We start from the raw sequence: 19,493 nt of genomic DNA, 5'->3' as shown, positions 1-19,493 counted from the left end.
GACACCGGGAGGACATCGTGCCCCGCATCCCCGCCGTCCCCGACTCCGATGCCGGCCCGTTCGGCCGCCTCGCCTACCGGCTGGCCCGCCGGTGGTTCGGCGAGGTGCCCGAGCCCATGGCCGTCGGCCGGCACCACCGGCGCCTGTTCTGGGCCGACGCCGTCGCCGAGCTCGCCTGGCAGGCCGCCGCGACCGGGCTGCCGGCGAACGTGCGCGAGCTCGCCGTGTACCGCACCGCGACCGTCGTCGGCTGCTCGTGGTGCGTCGACTTCGGTGCGATGCTGCAGCGACTGTCCGGACTGGACGTCGACCGGCTCGCCGAGATGGACGCCGTCGCCACCAGCCCGCGGTTCACCGGTGCCGAGCGGCTCGCGATCGCCTACGCCGACGCGATGACCGCGCAGCCGATGACCGTCACCGACGACCAGGTCGCCGAGCTGGAGCGCGAGTTCGGCCGGGCCGGGCTGGTCGAGCTGACCCGCATGATCGCGGTGGAGAACATGCGCGCCCGCGCCAACCACGCGCTGGGGATCACCGACCAGGGCTTCGCCGCGTCCTGCGCGGTCCCGCCACGCGGGAGCGCTCAGCGGAGCTTGGACGGGTCCAGCACCCCGTAGATCCCGGTGATCAGCCCGTCCCGCACGGCCACCGAGGTGACCGACGCGGGACGGGCGTCGCCGGGCAGCAGCCACCCCGGCGCGCCGTTGACCCGCACGACCAGGCCGTCGAGCAGGTTCTCGGTGCGCGCCAGCCCGGCCAGCAGCCGGGACACCTTGTCCGCCCCGTGCACGGGGTGCAGCGCCGCCCGGACGACGCCGCCGCCGTCGGACACGAACACCACGTCCGGCGCCAGCGTCGCCGCGACCGCCCCGGCGTCGCCGGTGGCCAGCGCGGCCCGGAAGCGGTCGAGCACCTCGGTCGCCTCGGCGTCCGGAACCCGCGGCGGGACGGGGGAGCCGGCCAGCACCCGCCGGGCCCGCGACGCGTGCTGCCGCGCGGCCGCGACGCTGCAGCCGAGCACGTCGGCGATCTCGGTGAACGGCACGTCGAGCGCCTCGTGCAGCACGAACGCCACCCGCTGGGCGGGGGTCAGCCGGTCCAGGACGAGCATCGCCGCCGTGCGCACGTCGTCCTGCGCGAGGACCGCGTCGAGGGCCGGATCGTCACCGCCGACGACCGGCTCCGGCAGCCACGGCCCGACGTGGCGCTCGCGGCGCGCCGCGGCCGAGCGCAGCCGGTCCAGGCACAGCCGTCCGACGGCCGTGGTCAGCCAGCCGCGCAGGTCCCGCACCGCCGACGGGTCGGGCAGCCGGGACAGCCGCAGCCAGGCCTCCTGGGCGGCGTCCTCGGCGTCGGCGAGGCTGCCGGTCATCCGGTAGCCGACACCTACCAGGTGGGCCCGGTGCGCGGCGAAGGCCTCGGCGAGCTCGGCGGTCACCCGGCGAACCCTACGACGGTCGTCACCTCCGCTTGCCGATGTCGTGAGCATTGCGATGGAGTGGGGCGTGACCGACTCCGGCCCCCGGCGGGGACGCCTGCTGGTGCCCCTGCTCAGCGTGTTGTTCGTGCCGCTCTGGGCGTCCGGGTTCATCGTCGGCACCATCGCCACCGGCGAGATGGCGGTCCCGACGGTGCTGCTGTGTCGGTTCGTGATCGCGCTGGCGGTGATGCTGGCGGTCGCCGCGTTCGTCCGGCCCGCGCTGCCGCGGGGGAGGGCCTGGCTGCACCTCGCGGTGACCGCGCTGCTGCTGCAGGTCGGCCAGTTCACCTTCGTCTACAGCGGACTGTCGGCCGGCGTGCCCGCCGGGCTGAGCAGCCTGATCATGGGCATGGCGCCGCTGCTGGTGGGTCTGCTGACCCCGCTGCTGCTGACGACGCGGCTGGGGGTCGCCCCCGTGCTGGGCCTGCTGATCGGGGCGGCCGGTGTCTACGTCGTGCTCTCCGACGAGCTCGGCGGGGGCGCGGGCACGGCGGCGGTCTTCCCGCTGCTGGGGATGTTCTCGCTGGCCGCCGGCACGCTCTACCAGAAGCGGTTCAACGACGAGACCCCCATCGTGACCAGCGTCGTCGTGCAGATGGCGACGTCGCTGATGGTCACCCTGGTGGCGTGGCCGCTGCTCGGCGCGGCCTGGCTGCCGACGTCGGCGGCCGGCTGGGGCGCCGTCGCGTTCCTGGGGGTCGTCAACTCGGCCGGCGCGTTCGCGCTGCTGTTCGTGCTGCTGCGACTGCGCTCGACGGTGCACGTGTCGGCGCTGCTCAACCTGGTGCCGGCGACGACGGCGCTGGCCGCGGTCCCGATCCTCGGCGAGGAGCTCACCGTCCAGGCCCTGCTCGGGCTGGCCATCGCGCTGGTCGGCATGTACGTGGGGATCGGCCGGTTGCCCTGGCGGCGGCGGACACCGGAGCGGCGCGTCGCGGCGCGGGCCTGACCTGCGCCCGGATCGTCGTACCCGGCGCCTAGACTGGCACGCGTGGCGGGACGGATCCGGGACTCAGACATCACCGAGGTCCGCAACCGCACGCCCGTCGAGGAGATCGTCGGCGAGTACGTGGCGCTGCGCCGCGCGGGCGCCGGTTCGCTGAAGGGCCTGTGCCCCTTCCACGACGAGAAGACCCCCTCGTTCAACGTCCGCCCCTCGCACGGCACCTACCACTGCTTCGGCTGCGGCGAGGGCGGCAGCGTCATCGACTTCGTCATGAAGATGGAGGTCATCGGCTTCCCGGAGGCCGTCGAGCGGCTCGCCGAGCGGGCCGGGGTCCGGCTGACCTACGAGGGCGGCGGCAGCTCCGTGCAGCGCGACCGGGGCACCCGCTCCCGCCTGCTGGAGATCAACAAGGCGGCGGCGGAGTTCTACGCCGAGCAGCTGCGCACCCCGGCCGGGCGGGCCGCGGTCCAGTTCCTCGCCGAGCGCGGGTTCGACGACGCGGCGGCCGCCAAGTTCGGCTGCGGGTACGCCCCGGCGGGCTGGGACACCGTCACCAAGCATCTGCTGGCCAAGGGTTTCCAGCTCGACGAGCTGATCAAGTCCGGGGTCTCGAAGGAAGGCCGGCGCGGCGCGATCGACCGGTTCCACCGGCGGCTGCTGTGGCCGATCCGGGACCTGGGCGGCGACGTCGTCGGCTTCGGCGCGCGGCGGCTGTTCGACGACGACGGCATCGACGCCAAGTACCTCAACACCTCCGAGACGGCCGTCTACCGCAAGACCCACGTGCTGTTCGGGCTCGACCAGGCCAAGCGGGACATCGCCAAGCAGCGCCAGGTCGTCGTCGTCGAGGGCTACACCGACGTGATGGCCATGCACCTGGCCGGGGTCACGACCGCGGTCGCCTCCTGTGGCACGGCCTTCGGGTCCGAGCACATCTCGGTGATCCGCCGGCTGATCGGCGACGACTCGTTCGACCGCGGCGAGGTCATCTACACCTTCGACGGCGACGCGGCCGGCCAGAAGGCGGCGATGAAGGCGTTCGAGGGCGAGCAGAGCTTCGCCGCGCAGACCTTCGTCGCCGTCGCGCCGGACGACCAGGACCCGTGCGACCTGCGCAACAACCACGGCGACACCGCGGTGCGCGACCTGGTGGCCCGGCGCGAGCCGCTGTTCGAGTTCGCGATCCGTGCCGAGCTGCGCGAGCACGACCTGAACTCCGCCGAGGGCCGGGTCGCGGCGCTGCAGCGCACGGTGCCGCTGGTCGCGCGGATCAAGCGGGAGGACCTGCGGGACGAGTACGCCCGCCGGCTGGCCGGGTGGGTCGGCTGGGAGGACATCGCCGTCGTCGTGCGGCGGGTGCGGGAGACCGCCGGGGCGCCGACCGACGGCCGGACGAAGCGGCGCGCCGCGCCCCCGCCGCGCCGCGACGACGCCCAGCTGCACCTGCAGCGGGAGGCGCTCAAGGCCGCACTGCAGATCCCCGGCGTCGTCGGGCCGGCGTTCGACGAGCTGCCCGAGGCCGGGTTCGCGCACCCGCAGTTCGCCCAGGTGCACCGGGCGATCATGAACGCCGGCGGGGTGGGCGCGGGGCTGGAGGGGCCGGCCTGGCTGGACGCGGTGGTCGCCGAGGTGACGACCGACGACGTGAAGCGGCTGGTCAGCGAGCTCGCCGTCGAGGACCTGGAGCTGCCCCGGCGCAACACCGACGAGGTGCGCTACGTGAACGGGGTGCTCGCCGGGGTGCGGCTGGGGCTGGTGGAGCGGGAGATCGCGGACCTGAAGTCGCAGCTGCAGCGGACCAACGCGACCACCGACTTCGAGGAGTACAACGAGCTGTTCGGCGTGCTCGTGCCGCTGGAGCAGTACCGGATCCAGCTGCGCGAGCAGGCCTCGGGGGTGGCCTCGTGAAGCAGCTCTGGCAGCGCCTGCTCGGCCGCGACCCGGTGCCGGACGCCGTCGCCGAGCAGCTCGCCGCCGACGAGGCGGTCGTCGCCACCGCGACGGTGACCGGCGGCGGGACGCTCGTCGTCACGTCGTGGGGGGTGTGGCCGCCGGACGGCTCGGAGCGGATCGGCTGGCACCAGATCGGCAAGGCGACCTGGGACCGGGCGTCGCTGGTGGTGACGCCGACGGTCGCCGAGGAGATCGCGCCGGGCACCGAGCTGCTCGCCGACGTCGTGCCCCGCCGGTTCCGGCTGGCCGAGCCCGGCACGGTGCCCGAGGCCGTCCAGGAGCGGGTCAACCAGTCCATCCGGACCCGCAACCGGCGCGAGCTGCCCGGCGGCGGAGCGTGGGTGCTGCAGCGCAAGGTGCCCGGGCGGGACGGCCTGGTCGTCCAGGTCCGCCCGGACGCGGGCACCGACGTGGCCGCGGCCCGCCTGCTGGCCGAGGGCATCGCGCAACGGCTGCCGGGATCCCCGTGAACCCGGCCTGGGACCCGGAGCTGTACCGGGCGTTCGACGATCATCGCTCGCGCCCGTTCCTGGATCTCGTCGGACGGATCGGTGCACCCGACCCCGCCCTGCCGCGGGTGGTGGACGCCGGCTGTGGGCCCGGTCATCTCACGGGTGTGCTGGCACAGCGCTGGCCGGGGATGACGGTCGAGGCGTTCGACTCGTCGCCGGAGATGGTCGCCGCCGCCCGGGCCGCCGGGGTCGAGGCGTCGCAGGTCGACGTCCGCGACTGGACGCCGCCACGGGACACCGGGGTGCTGGTCACCAACGCGGTACTGCAGTGGGTGCCCGAGCACCCGGACGTGCTGCGGCGCTGGGTCGCCTCCCTGGCGCCGGGGGCGTGGCTGGCGATGCAGGTGCCGGGCAACTTCGACGCGCCCTCGCACGTGCTGACCCGCGAGGTGGCCGCCCAGCCGCAGTGGCGGGAGAGGATCCTGCTGCGCGGTGCGGAGACGGTGCTCGACCCGGTCGGCTACGCCGATCTGCTCGCGACCGCCGGGGCCGAGGTCGACGCCTGGGAGACGACCTACCTGCAGCGGCTCGACGGCGCAGACCCGGTGCTGCGCTGGATCTCCGGCACCGCGCTGCGGCCGGTCCGCGACGCGCTCGACGACGCCGCGTACGCCGCGTTCGTGGACGAGCTGGGGCCGCGGCTGCGGGCGGCCTATCCGCCGAGTGCCGACGGCGGCACCTGGTTCCCGTTCCGCCGGGTCTTCGCGGTGGCCCGGATACGCTGAGCGGGCCGGGCCCGGACGTGCCGGTCACCCGGTCGATGCGTCCCGCTACAGCGGCTTGCGGAAGTACACCGCGCTCTCCACGTAGCCGACGGAGCGGTAGAAGTCGGCGGCCCGCCGGGTCGCGAGGGCGACCACCCGCGCGCCGGCCTCGCCCGCCCGGACCTCGAACGCGCGCACGAGGGACGCGCCCACGCCCTGCCGGCGGAGCTCCGGCCGGACGAGGAGCTCCTCGATCCAGCCGACCCGTCCGTCGGCGAAGAAGGCGGGATGGACGAATCCGAGCAGGTAACCGCCGACCTCGCCGCCGGACTCGGCGACCAGCAGCGTGGCGCCGCCGGAGCTCAGCACCTCCGCGAAGGTCCTCCGGAAGCCGTCCCCGGTGACGGCGAAGGTGGTCGCGAGCTCGGCGGCGAGGACGTGGACCGCGGCCTGGTCCACGGGCGTCGCCGGACGGATGGTCGTCGCTCGTCCGGTCACCGGTCCGTCCGATCGCAGGGGACGCAGTCCGTGCTGGTCAGTGCTCGCCGTCGTGCCGGTCCCGCCCGATCCTCCCGACGACGCTCTCCACGCCGGCCCGGGCGATACCGGCCGCGCCCTGCACGGCGGGGTGGTCCGCGGCACGGTGGTAGGTGCGCACGAGCTGCTCGTACCGCTCATGTCCGGCCCGGGTGCCGAGGACGTACCCGACGGCGACCCCCACGATAAACTTCACCATGCCTCTCACCTCCGGAGGCGACCGTACCGGCAGCCCGCCTCGTGGTGATCCGGTACCCGGCACCCGTCCGGACCTGCGACGAGAGCGGCGGAACGGGGGGTCGCGAGCGCGTCGCGGAGGGTGTTGTAGAGTTTCCGACGTCGCCGGGACGAGAGTCCGGGCGGCGGGAACGGTCCTCCGTAGCTCAATGGCAGAGCACCCGACTGTTAATCGGGCGGTTATTGGTTCGAGTCCAATCGGAGGAGCATCGCTCCAGGTCAGCGACCATGGTAGCTGACAAGATCGACCCCCGGAAGTCCCTCATCGGGCCCGGGGGTCGATGTGTGCCGGGGGACCGGCGTCCTCCCGGGCCAGGTCGCGCACGTACCGGAGGTCCCGGATCGGGACCCCGGCGAGGACGTCGTCCTTGACCGCGCCGTCGGCGCGCCAGCCGGTCGCCTCGTAGAAGCCGATCGCCGGTGCGTTCGTGGAGAGCACCCAGAGCGACGCCCTCCGGTAGTGCGCGCCGAGCTCTCCGAGCGCCGACCGCATCAGCCGGCGTCCGACACCGTGTCGCCACGTCCGCGGTGCGACGTAGAAGGACGTGATCTCACCGGTCGTCGCGGAATCCTGGTCGCCGTCCCGGCTGGGGGACAGGCTCGCGAAGCCGGCCGGCTGACCGGAGGGGTCCTCCGCGACGAGGACCCCACGGGCCGGCCACGAGGTCGCCTCGAGCGTCGCGGTCCACCGGGGGACGCGTTGCCCGGCCTCGAGGGAGTCCAGGAGGTCGTCCGGCAGCTGTCCGCGGTAGCCGACCTGCCAGGACCGTACGTGCACGGCCGCGACGGCCCCGGCGTCGTCGACGGTCGCTCGTCGGACTCTCACGACGCGGAGGCTATCGCCCACGGGTGACGAGGCGGCTACCCTCGTGAAACACGTGTTGCCTTACCGGAGGCGGAGGCGCGCATGAACAGGGACCGCGCTCTGTGGTGGACGATCGGCGCGCTGCACCTGGTGGCCGCCGCCGGCGCGTTGTTCGTCGGGGTGCCGGTCGCGACCCCGGTCGCGCTCGCCCTCGTCGGGTGCGCCGCCCTCGGCCTCGGTGCGGTCCAGCGGGAGCGGCCTGCGAAGCCCGCTGTCGCGTCGCGGTCGTCGGGTGCGCCGAAGGCCCGGCGCACTCTGGGGGCGTTGCGGGGAACGGGGCACGCCCCGGATCGCGAACGATCATGATGTGATGTGCATCACTCGATCCGGACGATCGATCATGGAAAAGTGCTCGTCTGGGCCCATGGACATGATCGGCGTTCGAGACCTGCTGAGTACCTACCCGGGAACCCGTCTCATCGAGGCGAACGGCGACGTCTTCGCCATCCACGACCCCGACCACGACTACGAGCGCCGCCCCCGTCAGGGCTGGGCGACGATCGTGAACTCCGACGTCAACGACACGGCCTCCGACCTCGACCGGCCGGGGGTCTACCGGCTCAACATCGGCCTGCCGACGCAGCGGTTCCGGGAGACCGTGGACCCCGACGCCGCCGGGGATCCGACGGCACTCGACATCGTGATGCCGCATCCCGTCTACGCCGCCCACCACTGGGTCTGCGTGCTCAACCCCGACACGACGTGGCCGTCGGTGCGCGCCCTTCTCGACGACGCGCACGACTTCGCCGTCCGCAAGCACCGCAACCACACCCGCCGCCAGGACCGCTGATCCGCCGTCCGGGGCGGAAAGGGCGGTGGAGATAATGAGCGGCACGACGAGAGCCGGGAGGGGGATCGTTGTCACTCGCCGAACGGCTGCAGAGCGTCCTCGTGACGCTCGCCGCGCTGCTGGGGCTCGGCGCGGGGCTGCTGCTCCCGATCGGCGGGGCGGCCGGGTACCTGGTGCTCCCCGCCCTGCTGGTGATGGTCACCGCGGTCTTCCTGCAGATGGACGCCGGCCAGGTCGGTGCGGTGCGGCGGGCCCGGAGCGTCGTCGCCGCCAGCCTGGTGCTCAACTTCGTCGTCACCCCGCTGTTCGCGTGGGTGCTCGGCGCGGGGCTGCTCGGCGGCCGTCCGGACCTGCAGATCGGGCTCCTGCTGCTGCTGGTGACACCGTGCACCGACTGGTACCTGGTCTTCACCGCGATCGCGCGGGGCCACACCGGGATCGCCGCCGCCCTGCTGCCGGTGAACCTCGTGCTGCAGCTCGCCCTGCTCCCGGTCTACGTCCTGCTGCTGGGCGGGCAGGCGGCACGGGTCGACGGCGCGACGCTCGTCGAGTCCGTCCTGCTGGTGCTCGTCGTCCCGCTGGTGCTGGCGACGGCCGTCCGGCTGCTGGCGACGAGGGCGCGCGGCGCCGGGTGGCGGGACCGGGTGATCATCGGGCCGGCGTCGCGACTGGTGCTGCCGATGCTCTACGTCGCGGTGGCGGCCATGTTCGCGTGGCAGGCGCGCACCGTCGTCGCGCACGGCACCGAGCTGCTCGCCCTGGTGCCCCCACTGCTGATCTTCCTGGTCGTGCTGCCCCTGCTGGCGACGGCGGTCGCGCGGCTCCTGCGGCTGCCCGCGGCGCAGCGGGTGACGCTCACGATGGTGTCCACCGCGCGCAACTCCCCGATCGCGCTGGCGATCGCGGTGGCGGCGTTCCCGGACCGGCCGCTGATCGCCGTCGCGCTCGTCGTGGGGCCGTTGCTGGAGCTGCCCGCCCTCGCGGTGCTGGCCCAGATCGTCCGGGTCCGGCAGCCGGCGGGCACCCCGGCCTGAGTCACTCGCCGGCCGGGGACGCGATCTCCCGCAGCGCCGCGATGTGCGTGCCCACCTGGTCGCGGCCCTCGGTGGTCAACCGGATCCAGCTCTTCCGTGCGGCGCCGGTCGGCTCCCGGCGCGACGTCGTGAGCCCCGCGTCCGCGAGCGCCTTGAGCTGTTTGGACAGCGCCGAGTCGGTCAGTCCGACCCGGTCGCGGACGAAGCCGAACTCGACCTCGCCCGCCGCGATCAGGGTGGCGACGATGCGCAGCCGGGTCGGGTCGAGCAGCAGCGGGACTAGCCGGGCGTCGGCGGGCTGCTCAGGCATCGCGCCCGGCCCGCGGCACCATGCGCAGGGTCACCACGGCGCCGGCCGGGCGCGTGACCGCGAGCAGGAGACCGGCGACCGTGTTCGGCCGGGTCAGCGTGCTCCGGCGGAGCAGGTGCACCGCGAGCCGTTCCGTGGCGTACCACCCGACGCCGACCGCCGCGACCTTCGCCGCGAGGGCCGGGGCCGGCGCGGGTGCGGCCAGGTGCGGGCGGACCTGCTCGGCGCGGGTCTCGAGCAGGGCGATCCCGGCCATGGCCAGCTGGGTCACCGCGGTGACCACCGCACGTCGGCGCGGGCTCGTGATCTCGTCCTTCGCCGCGAAGTCCAGGAAGGTCAGGACGGACGTGGCGGCGAGCATCATCGGCAGGCCGCGGTCGGTGGCGGCGTCGACGGCACCGCGAGCCGCCTGCACCTCGGCCAGGGCCTCGGCGGCCTCGTGTTCGGTCGGTCGGGTCATTGCGCTCCTCCTTGCTCGATGAGCAAGTAGTAGCAGCACCTTTCCGCTCAGGCAAGTAGCGAGGAGCCCGTCACGCGTCGCCGCTGCGCCGGGGCGGCTGGTGGACGGTCACGGCTCGCGCCGGTACACCGAGATCTCGACGGCGACGGTCACCCCGACCGGGTCCGGCAGCGTCGCGATCCGCTCGCGCAGCTCGTCGTCGGACCGGTGCCGGGCGGTCGGGCCCATCGCGATGAGCGCGAGCACGTCGTCGTGCCCCAGTCCTGCCCGCCAGGTCACCCGCTGCGAGTCGATGCACGCGAAGCGCCGGAACGCGACCGCGAGCCGCTCGTCCTTGCGGGGGTCGACCTCGACCAGCCCGAGCGGGCCGGCCAGCTCTCCCAGGTGCTCGGGTCGCGGCACGGCGACGACGGCCACGCCGCCGGGGGCCAGCACGCGTTCGATCTCGGCCGGGTTGCGTGGCCCGAACACGCTCATGGCGACGCCCGCCGCACCCGACCGGACGGGCAGGTCGCCCCACACGTCGGCACCGATCGCGGCGGCCCGGGGGTGGGCTCGCCCGGCGCGGCGCAGCGCCGGGGTCGAGAGCTCGACGCACAGCCCGTGCCGGCCGGGGGAGGCCTCGAGCGCGGCGGCGAGGTAGTACCCGGTACCGCCGGCGAGATCGACGACGAGCCCGGGCGGGCCCTGCTCGGCCACTCGCGCCGCCACGGCCGCGGCGAGACCGTCGTAGTGCCCCGCGCCGAGGAAGCGCTCCCGCGCGGCCACCATCCGGGTGTCGTCCCCGTGGTGGCGCCGGTCGTGCCCGGTGACCAGGTTCGCGTAGCCCTGGCGGGCGAGATCGAAGGTGTGCCCGGCGGGGCAGATCAGCCGGCGCCCGTCGAGCCGGAGCGGGTCCGTGGTGCAGGTCGGGCAGCGCAGGTCCGCGGCGACGGAACCGAACGCTGATCCCGGAGCGGGCGCGTCCGTGCCGGTACTCACCGGTCGGCCGAGATGATCGGCCGCCGCATCCGTTGCGTCCGCGTGCAGATGTCGGCGATCGCGGGGACGTCGCGGTCCTGCGCCATCCGGACCCGTGTCGTGGAGGTCATCGGGGGCCACGGTAGCCCCGGCCGGGTGACGAAGGTGCGGGAGACCGGGACGAAGCGGATGTCCGCGACGACGCGCCGTGCGGCGTTACCACAGTGACGTCCCCATGGACCGCGGGAAGGGCTAGGGTCGCCGGTGTAGGTACCGGCAAGACGCGAGGAGACATCCGGATGCCACAGGGAACCGTGAAGTGGTTCAACGCCGAGAAGGGGTACGGGTTCATCACGCCGGACGGAGGCGGGCAGGACCTGTTCGTCCACTTCAGCGCGATCCAGTCCTCCGGATACCGCACCCTCGACGAGGGTCAGACCGTGACCTTCGAGGTCACCCAGGGCCAGAAGGGCCCGCAGGCCGACCAGGTGGTCCCCACCTGACCGGCTGAATCCGTCCGACACGCGAACGCCCGGGGTGTACCGCACCCCGGGCGTTCGTCTGTCCGGTCGCCGGTCGCCGGTCGCCGGTCTCAGGACGTCGGGCGGGTCTCCATGCCGGCGATCATCAGCTCGACCCGGCGCAGCGTCCACTCGCGGGGCGGGTCGTCCATGCCGTCGCGGAACACCGCGCGCACCCGCTCGTCGAACGGCGGCTCGGACTCCAGTACCTGGTCCCGCCGACGTCCGTCGCCGACGCCGCGCTCGTCGGCGCTCAGCCAGGGGTGCGTCCCCATGTGGACGGCCGTCGTGGTGGCCAGCACCGCGTCCTCCGCACCGAACCCGGCCGCGAGGAGCGCGTCGGTCACCCGGCGGATGGCGGACATCAGCGCCTCCGGGCTGCCCGGCAGCCGGACCATCGCCGGTGCCAGCCCGGGATGGGCCGCCATCACGTCGAACAGCGCGGACGTCAGCGTGCGCAGCTCGTCCTTCCAGCTCTGGTCGGTGTCGGGGAACACCTGGTCGGTCACGACGTCGTCCACCAGAGCCGCCACGAGCGCGTCGAGGCTCGGGAAGTGCCGGTAGAAGGTCGAGTACTTCACGCCGACCCGGGCGGTCACCGCTCCGACCGTGAGATCGGAGAAGCCGAGCTCGCGTGCGGCTGCGAGCAACGTCGCCCGGTCGGTCAGCGGGGGGCGTCCGGTGCGCCGCGCCGGTCTGCTCTCGGTGTCGGTCACAGTTGCATGTTACTGCCCGTACCTGAGCCGCCGTCAGGGTAGTCGGTGTCAAGCTGACGACTACCTGTGACCTGGCTCATCGCTCCTACTTTGAGCGGTCGCTCGTTCGGCCGAGTGGTCAACTCGATACGTCCCGCCGCAGGGGATCGTGCACGGAAAGTCACGATCACCCCGTGACGCCCGCCACGATCTTGCCCAAGGTCCGCAGGCTCCGCGTCCCCGGGTCCCAATATCCGCCGTGCGTCGAGTCGAGCGACTCCTTCGTCGCGGCGTCGGCACCTGCACTCGCAGGGGCACGTGCACCTGCATGAGCATCATCCACGGCGGGGTCCGAACCGAACACCCTGCCCCCGAAAGCGGGGCTCGCGGGGTTGCCGCCGTAGGCGAGCCCGGACTCGTGCAACCCCCGGGAGGTGCCGAACAGCCCGGGGCCCGGGACCCGGGAGATCGGGTCGCCGGGGGCGCTCGTCGCCCAGACCCGGTCGGCCGGCAGCCCGAGCTCCGAGGCGTGGCGGACCCCCGCCCCCGGGCTCCCGACGAACACGACGTCGTCGGCCGCGACGCCGGGCCCGGCCGCCCGGCCCGTCACCGTCGATCCGTAGGAGTGCCCGACGACGGTCAGGTGCACCGGGCCGTGGTGGCCTGCCCGCAGCCCCTCCTGGAACTCCCGCAGCGCGTCGGCCCCGGCCGCCGCCGACCCGCCGTAGCCGGCGTCGGGCAGCGAGGTCGGGGCGTCGTACCCGGTCCACAGCACGGCGGCGACGTCGTCGTCCGCGGCCGCGGCGTCGCGGGCGGCGTCCCGTGTCGCCTCCACCCGCCGCAGGTCCAGTGGCACCGACGCCCAGCCCGCCGCGGTCCCGGGGACGTGCGTCACCACGTGCGCGGCACGCTCCGGATCCCCGACGGCGAGCACCACCCGGCCGCTGCCCGTCCCGGCCGCCACGTCGAGCAGGAACGCGCCGCCGGCGTCGCGTCGCCCGGCCACCGCGTCGAGACCGGCGAGCGCGGCCTCGGCCCGCGACGCGCCGTCGACGTCGCCGGTCGACCGCCGGCGCGCCGCGAGCCCGCGCAGCTGCACCCGTTCGGCGTCGAGCCGGATCCGGTTGGCGCGGTCGCGATCGGCGACCGGGATCCCGTCGGTGCCGCCGACGAGTTGCGGACGGCTCCGCACGAGCTGGTCCCGCTCGTCCGGCGACAGGTCCGCCCACCAGGTCCGGACGGCGGCGGGTCCGACCGGGGGGTCACCCGCCCCCGCCGTCTCCCCGCCGCCCGGGATCAGCGACCGCAGGGCCGCGGCGGTGGCCGCGTCGGACCGGGCCGCGACCCCGACGGCGGCCTCCACCGCCCGGGCGAAACGGGCTGCGACGACCGCGTGCAGGGCGAGCATCCCCGCCGCCGCGACGGTCTGCAGGCTGATCGCCCACGGCCCGCCGGGCACGCGCAGGACGGTGCCGGTCATGAGGTCGGCGTAGAAGGGATAGCGGACCGCGCGGGCGGCGGCCACGAGCTGTCGCTGCACCTCCAGGACCTCGCCGGCGTGCCGGCCGAGCACCTCGGCCGCCCGCGCGGCCGCCTCGGCGTCCGCGCGCAGCCGGCGCCGCAGTTCGGTGTGGGCGGTCCGCGCCCGCTCGGCGTCGGCACCGGACCAGTTCGCGGGCAGGGCGGCGGCACCGTCGCGCCCGAGGCGGTCGGCCCGGGCGTCGAGCGTCTCGCCCAGGGCTGCCCAGACGGCGGCCCGCTGCAGCCAGAGGCCGGGCGCGGCACGGACGAGGTCGGGGAGCGCGGGCACGGTGCGGGTCAGCCCCCGTCGCCGCCGGGTGTCACTGCGGCGGTGCCGCCGGGTGTCACTGCGGCGGTGCCGAACGCCGCGGCCGCCTCGGCGTCGGCCACCCGCCACGCGTGCGCGGTGGAGCGCAGGGCCCCGGCGCCCGAACGGGCTCGGGCGGCATGAGTCCGGAGTGCCGCCGCCAGGGCCGTCTCGAACACGTCCGCCGCGTACCCGGCCCGAAAGCCCGGTACGGGCAGTGACCCGCGGACGGCGGCGTCGGCGCCCAGGTCGTCGCCGATCGCGGCGAGGACGTCCGCGGCCGCGTCCAGCAGGTCCGGATCGGCCCGGACCTCCGCTCCGCCGTCGCCGGTCTCCGGTCGTCGCATCCGTGGCCCCCTCGGGTCGGCCGGCGGCGGAGCCGCGCCGGTACCTGGCCCGCGGAGTCTGCGCCGGGCGGCGCCGTTCCCGCGGCCGGATGCGGGAGGCGCGTCGCGGGCGCGATCGCCCGTCCCCTCGGGAGGCGTCAGTCCCGATCATGAAACGGCGTCGTGAGACCATCCTCGCCGTCGAGGACGGGGTGAGGGGAGCGACGTGGTCGGCGTCCAGCGGGTGATGACGGTGTCCACACCCGTCGAGACCGTGCTCGGTTACCTGGCCGACTTCGGTCACTGCGAGGTGTGGGGCCCGGGAACGAAGTCCTGCACGCGGTCCGACGACGGTGGGCCGATAGCGGTCGGGTCCACCTGGCACAACGTGTCGGTGTTCAACGGCCGCGAGTCCGCCCTCACCTACACCCTGGTCGAGTGCACCGGGGCCCGGTTGCGGTTCGTGGGGGAGAACAGCACGGTCATCGCGACCGACGACGTCCTCGTCGAGCCCGCCGAGGAGGGCGGCAGCACCGTGACCTACCGGACCGACCGGCGGTTCAAGGGTTTGCTCAAGCTCGCCGCGCCGTTCCTGCGCCGGGAGTTCGAGCGGATCGGCGACGAGGTGGAACGCACGCTGCCGCCGGTTTTGGAGAAGCTCTAGCCGGCCTCCCAGAACCCCATCCGCCTGCTGATCTCGCGGCCCGCCGCGACGACCTCCGGGGTGATCTCCTCGATCCGCTCCGCGGGCAGCCGGTAGGCGGGTCCGGAGACCGAGAGCGCCGCGATGACGTCGCCGGCGTGGTCGCGCACCGGCGCGGCGACGGCGTTGAGGCCGGTCTCGAACTCCTCGATCGACCACGCGTAGCCGCGGGTGGACACGTCCGCCAGTTCCTCGGCGAGTGCCTCCCGGCCGGCCGGCCCCGGGTGCGCCGGGAGCGCGTCGGGATCGACGGCGACCGCGGCGGCCAGCAGGATCTTGCCGCTGGAGGTGTTGTACATCGGCGTGATCCGGCCCAGCCAGTTGTAGGTCGTCACCATCGCCGGGCCGCGCGCCTGGTCGACGTTCACCGCGAACCCCCGGTCCGGGATCGCGATGTTGACGGTCTCGCCGATCCGGGAGGCCAGCTCGTCGCACACCGGCCTGCCCTGGGTGGTGACCTCCAGCCGTTCGGCGACCCGCCCGGCCAGCGGGATCAGGCCGAAGCCCAGCCGGTACTTCCCGCGGTCACCGATCTGCTCCACCAGACCGTGCTCCTCGAGGGTGTCGAGCAGCCGGAACGCCGTGGACTTGTGGACGTCGAGCGCGGTGGCCAGCTCGCTGACCCCGGCCTCCCCACGGCCGGCGATGAGCTCGAGGACCGTGATCGCACGGTCGACCGACTGCACTCCCGTCTCGCGACTCCGCACCGGGTTGCCCATGGCGCAACCCTATCGCCTATTACTCGCCCCCGCGTCCGCCCCCGGGTCGGGTGAGGATCCTCATCGGGCCCGAGCCCGGGCTTGCGCGGTTCGTCCCGCTCGGAAACGCTGCCCACCGTGCCGAGCCTCTACATCGACGGAACCTGGACGACCGGCTCCGCCGGAACCGCACCGGTGATCAATCCCTACGACGCCTCGACGGTGACCGAGGTCGACCAGGCCGGTCCGGACGACGTCGACCGTGCCGTCGCCGCCGCGCGCCGGGCCTTCGACCCCGCCGGTGCCTGGCGCGCCACCTCGTCCGACGAGCGCGGCGCGATCCTGGGCCGGATCGCCGACCTGCTGGTCCGGGACCGGGAGAAGATCGCCCGCACCGAGACCCTGGACACCGGCAAGACGATCGCCGAGGGCCGCCAGGACGTCGACGACGTCACCGCGGTCTTCCGCTACTACGCGGGCCTGGCGGGCAAGGACGCCGGACGGATCGTCGACGCCGGCTCGGCCACCGTCGTCTCGCGGATCGTGCACGAGCCGGTCGGGGTCTGCGCGCTGATCACGCCGTGGAACTACCCGCTGCTGCAGCTGTCCTGGAAGGTCGCCCCGGCGATCGCGGCCGGCAACACCATGGTGATCAAGCCCAGCGAGGTCACCCCGCTGACCTCGGTCGTCCTGGTGGAGCTGTGCGAGGAGGCCGGGATCCCGGCCGGCGTCGTCAACATCGTGCTCGGCGACGGCCCGTCGGTGGGCGCGCCGCTCAGCTCGCACACGGGAGTCGACATGGTGTCGTTCACCGGTGGGCTCAGCACCGGGCAGTCGATCATCCGGGCGTCCGCGGAGACGGTGAAGCGCACCGCGGTCGAGCTCGGCGGGAAGAACCCGAACATCGTCTTCGCCGACACCGACATCGAGCTCGCCGTCGACTACGCGATGCTCGCGGTGTTCCTGCACTCCGGCCAGGTCTGCTCGGCCGGCGCCCGGCTGATCATCGAGGACTCGATCGCCGACGAGGTGGTCGACGAGATCGTCCGGCGGGCGCAGCTGATCAAGCTGGGCAACGGGCTGGACGACGGCGTGGAGGTCGGCCCGCTGGTCTCCGCGGCGCACCTGGCCAAGATCGAGGACTTCGTCGCGGCCGCCCGCACCGAGGGCGCGACGATCCGCTGCGGCGGGGCCCGCCCGGACGCCCCCGAGCTGAAGAACGGCTACTTCTACCTCCCGACGGTGATCACCGACCTGGCCCCGGGCTCGCGGCTGATCCAGGAGGAGACCTTCGGCCCGCTGCTGGCCGTCGAGCGCTTCACCACCGAGGACGAGGCGATCCGGCTCGGCAACGACACCAGCTACGGCCTGGCCGGCGCGGTGTTCACCCAGGACATGGCCCGGGCGAACCGGGTCGCGAACGCGCTGCGGCACGGCACCGTGTGGATCAACGACTTCCACCCGTACTTCCCCGGCGCCGAGTGGGGCGGGATGGGTCGCTCCGGCAACGGGCGCGAGCTCGGCCCGACCGGGCTGGCGGAGTACCAGGAGATCAAGCACATCTGGCACAACACCGCGCCGGAGCCGCAGCGGTGGTTCTCGGGGGAGGCGCAGGCATGACCGACACGTTCGACTACGTGATCGTCGGTGGGGGTTCGGCGGGTTGCGCGCTCGCCGCCCGGCTGTCCGAGGACCCGTCCGCCCGGGTGCTCCTGCTGGAGGCCGGCCCGTCCGACGTCGGCGACCAGGCGATCCTCCGTCTGACGGACTGGATGAACCTGCTGGACTCCGGCTACGACTGGGACTACCCGGTCGAGCCGCAGGAGCGGGGCAACTCGCACATGCGCCACGCCCGGGCCAAGGTGCTCGGCGGCTGCTCCTCGCACAACTCGTGCATCGCGTTCTGGACCCCGCGCGAGGACCTCGACGAGTGGGCCGCGTCCGGGCTGACCGGCTGGTCGGCCGACGAGTGCTGGCCGCTGATCGCCCGGCTGGAGACCAACGACGGCGAGTGGGACGGCCACGGCCGGTCCGGCCCGGTCAACCTCATGCAGATCCCGGCGCACGACCCGTGCGGCAACGCCCTGCTCGCCGCCGCGGCCGAGGTCGGGCTCCCGACGGTGCGGTTCAACGAGGGCCACACGGTCACCGACGGCGCCGGCTACTTCCAGATCAACTCGTTCCCGGACGGGACGCGGGCGTCGTCGTCGGCGTCCTACCTGCACCCGATCCTGGACTCGCGGCCCAACCTCGAGGTGCGCACCGACTGCTGGGCCTCCCAGGTGCTCTTCGACGGTGATCGGGCCGTCGGCGTCGAGTACCAGCGCGGGATCGGCCCGGGCCGGGAGACCGTCCGCGCCGACCGCGAGGTGATCCTCTCCGCCGGCGCGATCGACACCCCGAAGCTGCTGATGCTCTCCGGTATCGGCCCGGGGGAGCACCTGCGCGAGTTCGGCATCGATGTGCGGGTGGACGCCCCCGGCGTCGGGTCCAACCTGGACGACCACGTCGAGGGACTGGTCTTCTGGGACGCCGCGAAGCCGATGGTCACCGAGTCGACCCAGTGGTGGGAGATCGGCCTGTTCCACCGCACCGACCCTGGCCTGGACCGGCCGGACCTGATGATGCACTACGGCTCGGTGCCGTTCGACATGAACACGCTGCGCTGGGGCTACCCGACCACCGACAACGGGTTCTGCCTGACCCCGAACGTCACCCGCGGCCGGTCCCGGGGCACCGTGCGGCTGCGCACCCGCGACTTCCGCGACCGGGCCCGCGTCGACCCGCGGTACTTCACCGACCCCGAGGGTCACGACATGCGGGTGATGACCGCCGGCATCCGGCTGGCGCGGCGCATCGCCGAGCAACCGGCCCTGAAGGAGTGGGTGGCCGCCGAGTTGGCGCCGGGCCCGGACGCGGTCACCGACGACGAGCTGGCCGACTACATCTCGAAGACCCACAACACCGTCTACCACCCGGCCTGCACGGCGAAGATGGGCACCTCCGACGACCCGATGGCCGTCCTGGACCCGCAGCTCCGCGTGCGCGGGGTGTCGAACCTGCGGGTCGCGGACGCCTCGGCGATGCCGTTCCTGCCGGCGATCAACCCGAACATCACCACGATGATGATCGGGGAGAAGTGTGCGGACTTCGTCCGCCTGTGAGTACTTTTCGTGGTCCTGACCACGAAAAGTACTCACAGGCGCGGCAGCGCCTTCGCCGCCTCGACCAGGCTCGGGCCGTACCAGGTCAGCAGCCGGCCGCTGACCAGCACGGACGGCGCGGCGAAGGCCTCCGGGCCGTCGTCGGCGGTGAACAGGTACGGCTCGTCCGGCAGCACGACCAGGTCGTGGTCGGGGAGGTCGGCGGGGTCGAACCGGGGGTAGCGCTCGGGGGAGTCGCCGAGCGCGTTGACGATCCCGAGCCGTTCCAGGATCGCGCCGGTGAAGGTGTCCGACCCGACCGCCATCCACGGCCGTCGCCAGATCGGCACGACGGCGTGGCGTGGCGGGTCCAGCGGCTCGATCGCCGCCCACCGCGACCGGGCCTCGCGCAGCCAGTCCGGTTCGGACAGTCCACACGCGGCCAGCATCCGGCCGAGCGAGTCCAGCCCGCCGTCGACGTCGCGGATGTCGGTGACGTAGACCGGCATCCCGGCGTCGCGCAGGGCGTCGAGGTCGGGGAGCCGGTTCTCCTCCTGGTTGGCCAGCACCAGGTCCGGGGCGAGCGCGACGATCTTCTCGACGTCCGGGTTCTTCGTGCCGCGGACCCGGTCGGCGGCGAGGCCGGGCGGGTGCGTGCACCAGTCGGTCGCGCCGACCACCAGCCCCGGCGCCGTCACCTCGACGGCCTCGGTCAGCGAGGGCACGAGCGACACCACGCGCCGCACCCGCTCCGGCACCGCGACGTCGCGGCCCTCGTCGTCGATCACCCG

Annotated in this window: 24 protein-coding genes and 1 tRNA gene; 13 read left to right on the top strand and 12 right to left on the bottom strand. The window is 73.9% G+C overall.

What is annotated here, in order from left to right; translation table 11 throughout:
- Window positions 1-17 precede the first annotated feature (17 nt).
- Complete coding sequence (locus tag WIS52_RS29870; protein ID WP_349301763.1) at window positions 18-617, top strand: carboxymuconolactone decarboxylase family protein; 600 nt, start codon at window positions 18-20, stop codon at window positions 615-617.
- On the opposite strand, the gene sigJ is transcribed toward WIS52_RS29870, so the two are convergent.
- Window positions 584-1,438, bottom strand: a complete 855-nt coding sequence (sigJ, locus tag WIS52_RS29865; protein ID WP_349301762.1) for an RNA polymerase sigma factor SigJ — start codon at window positions 1,436-1,438, stop codon at window positions 584-586. The genes WIS52_RS29870 and sigJ overlap by 34 nt on opposite strands.
- Window positions 1,439-1,505: 67 nt before the next feature.
- Here sigJ and WIS52_RS29860 point away from each other — a divergent pair, with 67 nt between their 5' ends.
- Genes WIS52_RS29860 through WIS52_RS29845 form a run of 4 tightly spaced genes read left to right on the top strand, consistent with a single transcriptional unit; the run spans window position 1,506 to window position 5,616 of the window.
- A complete protein-coding gene (locus tag WIS52_RS29860; RefSeq protein WP_349301761.1) occupies window positions 1,506-2,429 on the top strand; it encodes a DMT family transporter in 924 nt (307 codons plus the stop codon).
- 42 nt (window positions 2,430-2,471) lie between these two features.
- Window positions 2,472-4,334: a DNA primase gene (dnaG, locus tag WIS52_RS29855; RefSeq protein WP_349301760.1), complete on the top strand. Its 1,863-nt coding sequence runs from the start codon at window positions 2,472-2,474 to the stop codon at window positions 4,332-4,334.
- Window positions 4,331-4,849: a hypothetical protein gene (locus WIS52_RS29850; RefSeq protein ID WP_349301759.1), complete on the top strand. Its 519-nt coding sequence runs from the start codon at window positions 4,331-4,333 to the stop codon at window positions 4,847-4,849. Before dnaG ends, WIS52_RS29850 begins: the two co-directional genes overlap by 4 nt.
- The gene (locus tag WIS52_RS29845) at window positions 4,846-5,616 is read left to right on the top strand and encodes a trans-aconitate 2-methyltransferase (RefSeq protein WP_349301758.1); all 771 of its coding nucleotides are present in this window, start codon (window positions 4,846-4,848) and stop codon (window positions 5,614-5,616) included. Before WIS52_RS29850 ends, WIS52_RS29845 begins: the two co-directional genes overlap by 4 nt.
- Window positions 5,617-5,661: 45 nt before the next feature.
- Here WIS52_RS29845 and WIS52_RS29840 read toward each other — a convergent pair whose 3' ends face one another.
- Entirely contained in the window at window positions 5,662-6,093 is a 432-nt protein-coding gene (locus tag WIS52_RS29840; RefSeq protein WP_349301757.1) for a GNAT family N-acetyltransferase, read from the bottom strand.
- Window positions 6,094-6,130: 37 nt separating this feature from the next.
- Window positions 6,131-6,331 (bottom strand): hypothetical protein, encoded by a 201-nt coding sequence (locus tag WIS52_RS29835; protein ID WP_349301756.1) that lies wholly within the window; start codon window positions 6,329-6,331, stop codon window positions 6,131-6,133.
- A gap of 173 nt (window positions 6,332-6,504) precedes the next feature.
- On the opposite strand from WIS52_RS29835, the gene WIS52_RS29830 reads away from it, so the two are divergent.
- A tRNA-Asn gene (locus tag WIS52_RS29830) sits at window positions 6,505-6,576 on the top strand.
- A 55-nt stretch (window positions 6,577-6,631) separates the two neighbouring features.
- Here the strand turns inward: WIS52_RS29830 and WIS52_RS29825 are convergent.
- The gene (locus WIS52_RS29825; protein WP_349301755.1) at window positions 6,632-7,195 is read right to left on the bottom strand and encodes a GNAT family N-acetyltransferase; all 564 of its coding nucleotides are present in this window, start codon (window positions 7,193-7,195) and stop codon (window positions 6,632-6,634) included.
- Between the two features lie 81 nt (window positions 7,196-7,276).
- Here WIS52_RS29825 and WIS52_RS29820 point away from each other — a divergent pair, with 81 nt between their 5' ends.
- The 3 genes from WIS52_RS29820 (at window position 7,277) to WIS52_RS29810 (ending at window position 9,058) form a co-directional block, all read left to right on the top strand.
- A complete protein-coding gene (locus WIS52_RS29820) occupies window positions 7,277-7,540 on the top strand; it encodes a hypothetical protein (RefSeq protein WP_349301754.1) in 264 nt (87 codons plus the stop codon).
- A 64-nt stretch (window positions 7,541-7,604) separates the two neighbouring features.
- Window positions 7,605-8,024, top strand: a complete 420-nt coding sequence (locus tag WIS52_RS29815; protein WP_349301753.1) for a DUF6194 family protein — start codon at window positions 7,605-7,607, stop codon at window positions 8,022-8,024.
- A 68-nt stretch (window positions 8,025-8,092) separates the two neighbouring features.
- Window positions 8,093-9,058 (top strand): arsenic resistance protein, encoded by a 966-nt coding sequence (locus WIS52_RS29810; RefSeq protein WP_349301752.1) that lies wholly within the window; start codon window positions 8,093-8,095, stop codon window positions 9,056-9,058.
- A 1-nt stretch (window position 9,059) separates the two neighbouring features.
- On the opposite strand, the gene WIS52_RS29805 is transcribed toward WIS52_RS29810, so the two are convergent.
- The 3 genes from WIS52_RS29805 to WIS52_RS29795 all read right to left on the bottom strand — a co-directional run bounded on the left by WIS52_RS29805 (window position 9,060) and on the right by WIS52_RS29795 (window position 10,809).
- A complete protein-coding gene (locus WIS52_RS29805) occupies window positions 9,060-9,368 on the bottom strand; it encodes a transcriptional regulator (RefSeq protein WP_349301751.1) in 309 nt (102 codons plus the stop codon).
- Window positions 9,361-9,828 carry a hypothetical protein gene (locus WIS52_RS29800; RefSeq protein WP_349301750.1) on the bottom strand — a complete coding sequence of 156 codons (468 nt, stop codon included), beginning with the start codon at window positions 9,826-9,828 and terminating at the stop codon, window positions 9,361-9,363. The genes WIS52_RS29805 and WIS52_RS29800 overlap by 8 nt, the downstream gene beginning before the upstream one ends.
- A gap of 108 nt (window positions 9,829-9,936) precedes the next feature.
- A complete protein-coding gene (locus tag WIS52_RS29795) occupies window positions 9,937-10,809 on the bottom strand; it encodes a putative RNA methyltransferase (RefSeq protein ID WP_349301749.1) in 873 nt (290 codons plus the stop codon).
- Window positions 10,810-11,087: 278 nt separating this feature from the next.
- Here WIS52_RS29795 and WIS52_RS29790 point away from each other — a divergent pair, with 278 nt between their 5' ends.
- On the top strand, window positions 11,088-11,291 hold the full coding sequence (locus WIS52_RS29790; RefSeq protein WP_349301748.1) for a cold-shock protein: 204 nt from the start codon (window positions 11,088-11,090) through the stop codon (window positions 11,289-11,291).
- Window positions 11,292-11,380: 89 nt separating this feature from the next.
- Here WIS52_RS29790 and WIS52_RS29785 read toward each other — a convergent pair whose 3' ends face one another.
- From WIS52_RS29785 to WIS52_RS29775, 3 genes are all read right to left on the bottom strand, one after another.
- Entirely contained in the window at window positions 11,381-12,025 is a 645-nt protein-coding gene (locus WIS52_RS29785; RefSeq protein WP_349301747.1) for a TetR/AcrR family transcriptional regulator, read from the bottom strand.
- Between the two features lie 166 nt (window positions 12,026-12,191).
- Window positions 12,192-13,814 (bottom strand): alpha/beta hydrolase, encoded by a 1,623-nt coding sequence (locus WIS52_RS29780; protein ID WP_349301746.1) that lies wholly within the window; start codon window positions 13,812-13,814, stop codon window positions 12,192-12,194.
- An 8-nt stretch (window positions 13,815-13,822) separates the two neighbouring features.
- Window positions 13,823-14,179, bottom strand: a complete 357-nt coding sequence (locus tag WIS52_RS29775; protein ID WP_349301745.1) for a hypothetical protein — start codon at window positions 14,177-14,179, stop codon at window positions 13,823-13,825.
- 205 nt (window positions 14,180-14,384) lie between these two features.
- Between WIS52_RS29775 and WIS52_RS29770 the strand changes: the two genes are divergently transcribed.
- Entirely contained in the window at window positions 14,385-14,822 is a 438-nt protein-coding gene (locus tag WIS52_RS29770; RefSeq protein ID WP_349301744.1) for an SRPBCC family protein, read from the top strand.
- Here WIS52_RS29770 and WIS52_RS29765 read toward each other — a convergent pair.
- Entirely contained in the window at window positions 14,819-15,580 is a 762-nt protein-coding gene (locus tag WIS52_RS29765) for an IclR family transcriptional regulator (protein ID WP_349301743.1), read from the bottom strand. The two genes, WIS52_RS29770 and WIS52_RS29765, sit on opposite strands and share 4 nt — an antisense overlap.
- A 117-nt stretch (window positions 15,581-15,697) precedes the next feature.
- Between WIS52_RS29765 and WIS52_RS29760 the strand changes: the two genes are divergently transcribed.
- Both WIS52_RS29760 and WIS52_RS29755 read left to right on the top strand, forming a co-directional pair.
- Complete coding sequence (locus tag WIS52_RS29760; protein ID WP_349301742.1) at window positions 15,698-17,179, top strand: aldehyde dehydrogenase family protein; 1,482 nt, start codon at window positions 15,698-15,700, stop codon at window positions 17,177-17,179.
- A complete protein-coding gene (locus WIS52_RS29755) occupies window positions 17,176-18,723 on the top strand; it encodes a GMC family oxidoreductase (RefSeq protein ID WP_349301741.1) in 1,548 nt (515 codons plus the stop codon). The genes WIS52_RS29760 and WIS52_RS29755 overlap by 4 nt, the downstream gene beginning before the upstream one ends.
- Window positions 18,724-18,755: 32 nt before the next feature.
- On the opposite strand, the gene WIS52_RS29750 is transcribed toward WIS52_RS29755, so the two are convergent.
- Window positions 18,756-19,490, bottom strand: a complete 735-nt coding sequence (locus tag WIS52_RS29750; RefSeq protein ID WP_349301806.1) for a helical backbone metal receptor — start codon at window positions 19,488-19,490, stop codon at window positions 18,756-18,758.
- Between the last annotated feature and the right edge of the window lie 3 nt (window positions 19,491-19,493).

This window comes from Pseudonocardia nematodicida, assembly GCF_040105385.1.
Lineage (GTDB): Bacteria > Actinomycetota > Actinomycetes > Mycobacteriales > Pseudonocardiaceae > Pseudonocardia > Pseudonocardia nematodicida.
The sequence above is the reverse complement of the archived record's forward strand: the minus strand, read 5'-3'. Positions and strand labels throughout refer to the sequence as shown.

Coding starts and splice junctions, on each gene's coding strand:
- WIS52_RS29835 (WP_349301756.1), bottom strand. CDS start 6,331: ATGGTGAAGTTTATCGTGGGGGTCGCCGTCGGGTACGTCCTCGGCACC.
- WIS52_RS29820 (WP_349301754.1), top strand. CDS start 7,277: ATGAACAGGGACCGCGCTCTGTGGTGGACGATCGGCGCGCTGCACCTG.
- WIS52_RS29815 (WP_349301753.1), top strand. CDS start 7,605: ATGATCGGCGTTCGAGACCTGCTGAGTACCTACCCGGGAACCCGTCTC.
- WIS52_RS29805 (WP_349301751.1), bottom strand. CDS start 9,368: ATGCCTGAGCAGCCCGCCGACGCCCGGCTAGTCCCGCTGCTGCTCGAC.
- WIS52_RS29800 (WP_349301750.1), bottom strand. CDS start 9,828: ATGACCCGACCGACCGAACACGAGGCCGCCGAGGCCCTGGCCGAGGTG.
- WIS52_RS29790 (WP_349301748.1), top strand. CDS start 11,088: ATGCCACAGGGAACCGTGAAGTGGTTCAACGCCGAGAAGGGGTACGGG.
- WIS52_RS29775 (WP_349301745.1), bottom strand. CDS start 14,179: ATGCGACGACCGGAGACCGGCGACGGCGGAGCGGAGGTCCGGGCCGAT.
- WIS52_RS29765 (WP_349301743.1), bottom strand. CDS start 15,580: ATGGGCAACCCGGTGCGGAGTCGCGAGACGGGAGTGCAGTCGGTCGAC.
- WIS52_RS29755 (WP_349301741.1), top strand. CDS start 17,176: ATGACCGACACGTTCGACTACGTGATCGTCGGTGGGGGTTCGGCGGGT.